Annotated in this window: 8 protein-coding genes; 7 read left to right on the forward strand and 1 reads right to left on the reverse strand. The window is 36.6% G+C overall.

What is annotated here, in order from left to right:
* The 3 genes from JGH11_RS17530 to JGH11_RS17540 form a co-directional block, all read left to right on the forward strand.
* On the forward strand, positions 1-1,032 hold a 1,032-nt coding region (locus JGH11_RS17530), incomplete at its 5' end, for an efflux RND transporter periplasmic adaptor subunit (RefSeq protein ID WP_201113972.1).
* A gap of 46 nt (positions 1,033-1,078) precedes the next feature.
* The gene (locus tag JGH11_RS17535; RefSeq protein ID WP_201113974.1) at positions 1,079-4,255 is read left to right on the forward strand and encodes an efflux RND transporter permease subunit; all 3,177 of its coding nucleotides are present in this window, start codon (positions 1,079-1,081) and stop codon (positions 4,253-4,255) included.
* Positions 4,256-4,260: 5 nt separating this feature from the next.
* Positions 4,261-5,673, forward strand: coding sequence for a TolC family protein (locus JGH11_RS17540; RefSeq protein ID WP_201113976.1), 1,413 nt, complete (start codon positions 4,261-4,263; stop codon positions 5,671-5,673).
* A 77-nt stretch (positions 5,674-5,750) separates the two neighbouring features.
* Here the strand turns inward: JGH11_RS17540 and JGH11_RS17545 are convergent, their stop codons facing one another.
* Positions 5,751-7,457 carry a SulP family inorganic anion transporter gene (locus tag JGH11_RS17545; RefSeq protein ID WP_201113978.1) on the reverse strand — a complete coding sequence of 569 codons (1,707 nt, stop codon included), beginning with the start codon at positions 7,455-7,457 and terminating at the stop codon, positions 5,751-5,753.
* A gap of 250 nt (positions 7,458-7,707) precedes the next feature.
* On the opposite strand from JGH11_RS17545, the gene rbr reads away from it, so the two are divergent.
* The 4 genes from rbr to JGH11_RS17565 form a co-directional block, all read left to right on the forward strand.
* A complete protein-coding gene (gene rbr / locus JGH11_RS17550; RefSeq protein ID WP_201113979.1) occupies positions 7,708-8,286 on the forward strand; it encodes a rubrerythrin in 579 nt (192 codons plus the stop codon).
* A gap of 131 nt (positions 8,287-8,417) precedes the next feature.
* Positions 8,418-8,888, forward strand: coding sequence for a hypothetical protein (locus tag JGH11_RS17555; RefSeq protein ID WP_201113980.1), 471 nt, complete (start codon positions 8,418-8,420; stop codon positions 8,886-8,888).
* A gap of 79 nt (positions 8,889-8,967) precedes the next feature.
* The gene (locus tag JGH11_RS17560; RefSeq protein WP_201113981.1) at positions 8,968-9,741 is read left to right on the forward strand and encodes a transposase; all 774 of its coding nucleotides are present in this window, start codon (positions 8,968-8,970) and stop codon (positions 9,739-9,741) included.
* Between the two features lie 194 nt (positions 9,742-9,935).
* On the forward strand, positions 9,936-10,039 hold a 104-nt coding region (locus tag JGH11_RS17565), incomplete at its 3' end, for a DUF4494 family protein (RefSeq protein ID WP_201113982.1).

Raw genomic sequence — 10,039 nt, forward strand, 5'->3', positions numbered from 1 at the left:
GGTGGAGGTAATAAAGATCCTCAACCGTATAAAACTCAGGTGATGGCTGAGCAGGATGCTGAATTGGAAACCATATACCCTGTTACGATAAAGGGTAAGGAAGATATTGAAATCCGTCCACGTATAGATGGCTTTATTGATGCCATATATGTAGATGAAGGTTCGGTTGTAAAAAAAGGACAGGCATTATTCTTGATTAACTCTCCTTCAGCGACTCAGGCTCTAACAACAGCTCAAGCAGCAGTGGAAAGTGCAAAAGCACAAGTGAACACAGCACAGGTAAATGTAGATAGAATCAAGCCTTTGGCTGAAAAGGGCATTGTAAGCCATACCCAATTAAATATGTATGATAATTCATTATTATCGGCAAAAGCAACCTTGGCTCAGGCTCAGGCTCAATTGAGTAATGCAGTGGCTACAGTAGGCTGGACTAAGGTATCTAGTCCTGTAGATGGTGTTGTTGGTGCTATAAGTTATCGTCAAGGAAGCTTGGTGAATAGTGCGAATGTGTTGACTACAGTAGCAAATACAAGTAATGTTTTTGCTTATTTTTCATTGAACGAAAAGGCTTTGACAGAATTCCTAAGTAATCTTGAAGGTAAAACCCAAGCAGAAAAAATCAAAAATGCGCCGGAAATCACCTTAACTCTTGCAGATGGAACGGTATATCCTGAAAAGGGAAAACTGGAAACTATAACAGGAGTGGTAAATATAACAACTGGATCTGCAAATTTCAGAGCTGAGTTTCCTAATGCACAAGGACATCTAAGAAGTGGAACTAGTGGTAAGATCTCTATACCACGAACATTACATAACGTATTTGTAATTCCTCAGGAAGCTACTTTTGCGCAACAAGATAAGACTCTTGTGTATAAAGTTCAAGGTGATTCTGTGGTACAAAAAACAATTACAGCGTACTCAACTCCTGATGGAAAAAGTTATGCTGTAACAGAAGGTTTAGTCGCCGGAGATAGAATCGTATTAGCCGGTGTGGCTACTCTATCGAACGGAACAAAAATCATAGCACAATAATTACCAAGATTACTTGTACTAGCGTAAAACTAAAAAAAGAAATACAATGTTAAAAACATTTATAGAAAGACCTGTATTATCAACCGTAATATCCATCATTATTGTGGTATTAGGTATAATAGGTCTGTTTACATTACCTGTGGAACAATATCCTAATATTGCTCCACCCACAGTGCAGGTTACAGCGACTTATCCTGGAGCAAATGCAGATGTGGTTATGAACAGTGTGGTTATTCCATTGGAAGAACAAATAAATGGTGTGGAAGGTATGACATACATGACCTCCTCTGCATCTAACAGTGGCTCGGCCAATATAACCGTGTTTTTTGAACAAGGAGTTAATCCCGATATTGCAGCGGTAAACGTTCAAAACTTGGCTGCACGTGCTGCACCTCTATTGCCATCGGAGGTTACTCAAACTGGAGTTATCGTAAGAAAGCAACAAAGTAGTACGATCATGATGATATCGTTGACTTGCGATAATCCGGACCTAGACTCCCGTTTTGTTCAGAACTATGCTAATATCAACATATTACCTCAGATCAAGCGTGTGCATGGTGTGGGAGATGCCAATGTGTTCGGAGCAAAAGACTATTCAATGCGTATCTGGTTCAAACCAGATGTGATGGCATCTTACAAAATTACTCCAATGGAAGTGATAGGCGCTTTGAGTGAGCAAAATATTGAGGCTGCACCCGGAGAGTTAGGACAAAATAGTGATCAAGCATTTCAATACACACTTAAATTTACAGGACGTCTTAAAACGGCAGAAGAATTCGGCAATATAATAGTACGTTCTACAAATGGACAGATACTCCGATTGAAGGATGTTGCTGATGTAGAATTAGGCTCTTTAAGTTATGCCGTTATTTCGAGAACAAACGGATTGGAGTCGGTAGCTATCGGTATCAGCCAGACAGCCGGATCGAATGCGCAGGAGGTAATTAATAACATTAAAACAGAGTTGGATAAAGCCTCTGAAACATTTCCTCCTGGCTTTAAGATTAACTATATGATGGATGCTAACGAGTTCTTGAGTGCATCTATCGATAAAGTAATTCATACATTGATCGAAGCATTTATCCTTGTATTTATCGTAGTATTCGTTTTCTTACAAGATGTGCGCTCAACAATAATTCCGGCAATTGCTGTTCCTGTAGCTATTGTGGGTACATTCTTCTTCCTGCAATTATTTGGCTTCTCTATCAACTTGCTTACTTTGTTTGCTTTGGTACTAGCTATTGGTATTGTGGTCGATGATGCTATAGTCGTCGTCGAGGCCGTCCATGCTCAGTTGGATGCAGGAGAAAAAGATCCAAAAGTAGCAACAATGACGGCGATGAAAGAAATTACCCCTGCGATTATCTCTATTACACTTGTAATGTCGGCGGTATTCGTTCCTGTGAGCTTCATTGGTGGTACATCAGGGATATTCTACAAGCAGTTTGGTCTTACACTAGCAATTTCAATTATCATATCGGCTGTTAATGCTCTAACTCTAAGTCCGGCACTTTGTGCTCTTTTACTAAAAGCTCACAGTGATGAAGATGGACATAAGAAGAAAAATCTATTACAAAGATTTTATTTTACATTCAACGTTGCATTTGGTGCAGCTACGACAAAATATAAATCGGCACTTCATTTCTTAGGAAAACGAGGTCATCGCTGGATAACTGTAGCTATTATTGTAGTAGCAGGACTTATTATGGGGGGCTTAATGAAGATGATACCAACCGGTTTTGTTCCATCCGAAGATAGTGGTGTTGTAATAGGAATTATAACATTACCTCCGGGAGCATCATTGGAAAGAACAGATTCATTAACCAAAAATGTTATTAAGGAAGCCAGACAAGTACCTCACGTGAAAGATGTTTTGAATATCACAGGAGTAGACTTCCTGAGTGGAGGTCTTGGAGGATCATATGCCGCTCTTATTATAAAACTGGACACATGGAGTGAAAGAAAGACCACTGTGAATGATGTGGTAGCAGAAATGACTAAAAGAACAGCATCAATGAACGATGCTACATTCTTGTTCATGGGAGCTCCTACTCTGCAAGGTTTTGGTTTGGGTACTGGTGTAGAAATGAAAATGCAGGACCGTACAGGTGGAGATATTCATAAGTTCTATGATATAACCAATAATTTCTTAGACAAACTACGTCAACGTGAAGAAATTATGATGGCAATGACAACCTTTAATCCAAACTTCCCTCAAAAACAAATTGAGGCTAATATACCTAAGATTAAAGAAGCCGGTCTTACCCTAAGTTCTGTAATGAGTACCCTTCAAGCATATATAGGTAGTATGTATGTATCTAACTTTAACTTGTATGGTAAACAATTTCGTGTTATGGCTCAGGCCTCACCTGAATATCGTTCCAAAGTTGAAGACCTTAATGGGTTATACGTACAAACAGCATCAGGAGAAATGGCTCCTATTACAGAATTTATTGAAGTAAAAGATGTTACAGGACCACAAATGTTGACTCGTTTCAATATGTATTCTTCTATGAGTTTGAATATTATTCCAAACTTTATGACAGGTAAGAGTACAGGGGATGCTATTAAAGCTGTAGAAGAAATAGCAGCAGAGACATTACCTTTAGGTTATGGTTTTGAATATTCGGGTATGAGCCGCGAAGAGGTTAACAGCGGTAATCAAACTATTATGATATTTGCTTTATGTTTGATTTTCGTTTACCTGTTACTCGCTGCATTGTATGAAAGTTATATACTTCCATTAGCCGTTATATTCTCATTACCGGTTGGTCTGGCAGGGGTATTTATATTTATCTTCATTACCATGATGATGGGTACAGGTATTGTAAACAACATTTATGTACAGATATCGCTCGTCATGCTCATCGGACTCTTAGCCAAGAATGCCATCCTTATTGTTGAATATGCGATCCAACGCCGTCAGCAAGGTATGAGTATTGTAGAAGCCGCTGTCAATGGAGCAGTAGCTCGTTTACGTCCGATCCTGATGACATCTTTTGCATTTATCTTCGGTCTGTTACCATTGGCTTTGGCTTCAGGAGCCGGTGCTGTAGGTAATAAATCTATTGGTATAAGTGCGGTTGGGGGTATGTTTATTGGTACTATGATCGGAGTATTGGTTATTCCATCACTTTACATCATTTTCCAAACAATACAGGATAAAATTAGTAAATCGGGAATGATCAACTCAAATGATGAGTTCATAAATTCTAAAAAATGATGAATATGAATAATAAATATACAAAAGGTGTAGTTCTATTGGGGGTAATACTCTCAATGGGACTCACATCCTGTGGAATTTTAAATACAAGTAAATACAAATCACCAGAGGTAAATACCGATAATCTTTTTAGAGGAGAAAACTCAACAGATACAACGACTATCGCAAACATACCTTGGAGAGAATATTTTTCTGATCCGGTACTTCAGGCTTTAATTGATGAAGGTTTAACCAATAATTATGATTTGCGGATTGCATATACTCGTATACAACAGGCCGAAGCGGGTCTTTACGTTGCTAAGTCTGCGTATTTTCCTACAATAGCTTTAGCAGGACAAGTAACTCATACTCAAATAAGCAGCAAAAACGGAAAAGAAAGAGTTTTAGGATACAATGGAGGCGATCAGTGGGGATTAGGCTTTGCTGTACAATGGGAAGCTGATATCTGGGGAAAATTGAGTAGCAAGTCAAAAGCTCAATATGCTAACCTGATGGGTACCCAGGCCTATCGTAATCTCATTCAAACATCTCTTGTTGCTAATATCTCAACTACATACTATGCCTTATTAGCAATGGATGAACAGCTTAAGATTACATTGGAGACTATTGAGTTGTTGAAGGAGAGTACAGCTACAATGAGTGCCATGATGGAAGCCGGACTATTGAATCGTGCCGGTGTAAAACAAAGTGAAGCATTATTGTATAACACTCAAATAAGTGTACCTGATTTGGAATACCAAATCAGACAATTAGAGAATTCCTTATGCTTGATGTTAGGTCGTAAACCAGGTCCTATTACCCGCACTTCACTCCATGATCAGTCTGTACCTGTAGAACTTGCAACAGGAGTTCCAGCGCAAATGTTGGCGAAACGCCCTGATGTATTTCAGGCTGAAATGAATTTCAGATATGCATTTGAAATGAAGAATGTTGCACAACGCTCTTTGTATCCATCTCTGACCTTAGGTACCTCTACAGTGGGCTATGGGGCTACAACCCTATCTCAGTTCTTTAAACCAACCAATATTTTAGCAAATATAGTAGGTGGACTTACACAACCGATATTTGCAGGAAATCAATTGAGAGGTCAATTGAAACTAGCTAAAGCTCAACAAGAAGAGGCATTACTTACATTCGAACAAAAAGTATTGACTGCTAGTCAGGAAGTATCTAATATCATGTATGATTACGAAACTTCTCTTCGTAAGAATGAGGATAGAGCCAAACAGGTGGCGGCTCTTACTACAGCTGTCGATGATACTCAAAGTTTGTTGAAAGCCGGAGAGGCAAATTATACAGAAGTATTAAATGCTGAACAAAGTCTCTTACAAGCACAACTAGGACAAGTAAGTGATAAGCTAGAACAACTTCAGGCATCTGTAAATCTTTACAGAGCTTTAGGTGGAGGTTTAGAATAATAAACAACATTATACTTATTGAAAAAGGATATTCCTGTAATGGGAATATCCTTTTTATATTATGAATTAAATGTAAATTATAAACTATCCAATTCTCTTAAAACCTCATTTGATCTTTCCAATGCTATATTTATATTATCACAGATATTATTTTGCCCTATCATTTGAGGTATTTCAGAATTTCTAATCATAGCACGCACTTCTGGACGTACCCCCGACAAAATAACCTGAATTCCATCTCTCATCGACTTTTTACATAAAGTTTCCAGATTATTCAATCCGGTAGAGTCAATAAAAGGCACCTTACGCATACGTATAATACGCACTCTAGATTTATCCCCTATAATACGCATACTCTCTTCAAATTTATTAGCAATACCAAAGAAAAAAGGTCCGTCAATTTCATATACTTCAACACCTTCAGGCAACTTTAAAATTTCCTCATCTTGCGTATACTCACTCTCATCTGTCAAATCTAACTGATCTCTAATTACAGACACTGTAGAAACTTCATTGATACGCCTCATGAATAGTATAACCGCTAATACTATCCCCACTTCAATAGCAATTGTAAGATCGAATATAACGGTCAGGAAGAAAGTTATGAGTAAGACCGCCACATCTGATTTCTGATCTTTCAAAAGGCCTCTGAATGTTCGCCATTCACTCATGTTATAGGCTACTATAACTAATACCCCGGCAAGGCAGGCCATAGGGATATATTGAGCCAACGGCATCAATAGAAGTAGAATTAATAACAATACCACAGCATGTATAATCCCGGCAACCGGCGTACGTCCTCCATTATTTATATTAGTCATTGTACGGGCAATAGCTCCTGTGGCAGGTATACCTCCAAATAATGGGGTTATGATATTGGCCACTCCTTGTGCTATAAGTTCTGTGTTCGAATTATGCTTCTCCCCTCCTATTACACCGTCTGCTACAGTTGCCGATAGTAACGATTCGATAGCACCTAACATTGCTATCGTAATTGCTACAGGAAGTAGGTCCGTAATAGCTGCCATATCGATATTGGGAATTTCAGCAGCAGGCAATTCTGCAATTATTCTGAACCGATCTCCGATAGTATCTATTGCATTAATTCCAAAATATGTTTTTAATAAATAAACAGCTACTGTGATTAATATAATAGCAACCAATGATCCCGGTATTTTTTTTATAATACGTGGTGTAAATACGATAATTAAAATACTGGCAATACTGATTAGAGTATTCCACCAATTAATTGTATGTATATATTTAAAATATATAATCCACTTACCTATAAAATCTCCCGGAACTTTTTCTCCGCCAAAATTTAAACCGAAAATATCAGCTATCTGCGTCGTAAATATGGTCACTGCGATACCACTGGTAAAACCTACGATAATAGGATATGGTATAAATTTTATAATTTTCCCCAGCTTAAAAACTCCTAATAATATCAGAATTATACCTGCTATTATCGTCGCAATAAGAAGTCCTTTTATTCCATGTGTTTGTACGACTCCATATACAATAACAATGAAAGCACCCGTAGGTCCTCCGATCTGAACACGGCTCCCTCCTAAAAATGAAATAATAAAACCTGCTATAATTGCAGTTATTATACCTTGCTCCGGAGTTACACCGGATGCTATCCCAAAAGCTAAGGCTAGAGGTAGAGCCACAATACCTACTATGAGACCCGCCATCAGGTCGTGCATAAATTTTTCTTTATCGTACGTCTTCAGCGATATAAACAACTGTGGCGTAAAATCCTTTAACAACTGTTTTTTCATAACGAAATTGACAACACAATTAACATAAATAGTAGTAAACTATAAAAACGTACAAGTTACTAATAAATAAACTTTTATAAAAATACATTTTATTTTAGTTTAGAATGTTTCTAAAGAACTTATTTAAAAGCAATTATTGCTACACATTTTTTAAGACCGCAAAGGTATAAAATGATTGTGACCAATTTCTTTTTACAGATATTAATTATTAAATTTGTAAAAACTATCAATTTAATCTATCAAAAAAGTTATGGAAAAAAGTATTAAAGGTACAGAAACCGAAAAGTGCCTATTAAAATCGTTTGCCGGAGAATCTCAAGCTAGAATGCGTTACACTATGTTTGCTAGCCAAGCTAAAAAAGAAGGATTTGAACAAATTGCAGCTATATTTTTAGAAACAGCTGATCAAGAAAAAGAACATGCAAAGCGTATGTTTAAATTTCTTGAAGGAGGTATGGTTGAAATTACAGCTATGTACCCTGCCGGAAAAATTGGAACAACAGCAGAGAACCTGATTGAAGCAGCTGCTGGCGAACATGAAGAATGGGCTATAGACTATCCTGCATTCGCAGAAATAGCAGAAAAAGAAGGATTTAAAGAAATAGCTGTAATGTATCGCATGATAGCTAAAGTAGAAAACATGCACGAAGACCGTTACAAAGCTCTTCTGGCTAGAGTAGAAACTAATACAGTATTCTCTCGTGAAGAAGCCATTGACTGGCAATGTCGTAATTGCGGATTTGTAATCAAGAGCAAAATGGCTCCTAAAACTTGCCCAGCTTGTATTCATCCACAAGCATACTTCGAACCATTGAAATGGAATTTCTAATTAAGAAATAATTCAACGAAAAAAGCCGCAAGTTTGTGGCTTTTTTCATTTATCACTTAAGAATAAATTATTATATTTATACCACATATATTCATTTTCTTTTTCCTTCAAACTTTTTAAATTATACATTCATGAGAATTTCGATTATTATTGTGCTTCTTTATCTGATTAGCTTCGCTTGTTCCGCACAAGAATATAGGGTATATAAGGGTAGATCAACATTTTCTTCCGATCTCAGATACACAATAAAGAAAGATAGTGAAGCATATAAAATATATAAAGGAAGATCGACTTCTACATTCGACACAAAATACACGGTAAACAAAGAAGGCGACAACTACAAGATATATAAGGGTAGATCGACATTTTCTTCCGATCTCAGATACAGAATTGAGGCTACAGACAAGGGTTATAATATTAGTGATGAAGACTCTGATCTGATATACAGAATAGAGGCTACAAACGACGGTTTTAAAGTATATGACGATGACTGGTCACAAGATGAGATATATACTATTGTATCTACCAGCAGTGGATATGATGTATATAAAGGCAGGTCAACATCGGTGTTTGATATAAAATATACGATAAAAAAAGAGTAAAGCTTAATATTGAACTTATACTCCACCTACGTCTCCTTTTATGAGATATATTTTTCTTTATCTATACTAAGAAAAGATTATGGCAAAGTATAGTGAAGATCTCTTGAAACGGATCATAGAACTTGTAGAAACAGATATGTTTAGTGTTTCGGAAATATGTAGAATGACAGAAATAAATCCGAAAACATTTTATGAGTGGAAAAATACAAAACCTGAATTCGAAGAAAGATTAAAAGACGCGATAAGGCATCGAGACGAAATGTTGTTGACAACAGCTCGTATAGGACTCAAGCAACTACTGGAAGGATATACTGTACAAGAGGAAAAGATATCGTATATGCCTTCAAAGGGGAATCCTGCAAATTTGGAAGAAAAATCAAGAATTGTCAAAAAGAAACATTATCCTCCTAACATCAGAGCCATAAAAATGGTATTGGACAGAAGTGACAAGAAAGAAGAAAGGGACTCGGATCGTGAAACTTCAAGACCATCTGTCATTATCGTAAACGATGAAGAAACAAAAAGGCAGCTCTTGATATTGAGAGAGAATAAAGGCGAATCAGGAGGGGCATTAAAGCTCGAAATAACAGCCGCTGTAGACAGAATATTAGAAACTGAAAAGATCTCCTCAGTACCGGACGAAATAGAAGATACAGAGAAGCCTGCTAATATTATAAGTAAAGATACTACACCTGTAAAATCCTCTGTCGAAGGAAGAAGAACCAGTAATATTCAGAACAAAGAATACACAAAGGCATCTGTTGAAAAAAACCGAAATAATAATAATAATAATAATAATAGCAGGGCAACCGCTGTTAATACAAGAATCCTTCCACCTGGATACTACAAATAGTGTATTCCAATATTAAAACAATAACTCAACCGTAAAAAGCCTTACTTTTCTTACTTTTTAACAAAACAAAAATTACTAAACTAAATATTTCAAAAATCTTATAGGGAACTTTTATTAAATGATAGATATTATAAATTAAATTAGTTAAATTTGTATCGGTAAAATATAGATTTTAATAATAAGAAAATATTCATATGCACAATTGGTTTGAATGTAAAGTAAGTTATGAAAAAATGCTGGAAAACGGCATGCAAAAAAAAGTAACTGAACCTTATCTTGTCGATGCCCTTTCTTTCAC

Source organism: Dysgonomonas sp. Marseille-P4677, assembly GCF_016652235.1.
Classification (GTDB): Bacteria; Bacteroidota; Bacteroidia; order Bacteroidales; family Dysgonomonadaceae; genus Dysgonomonas.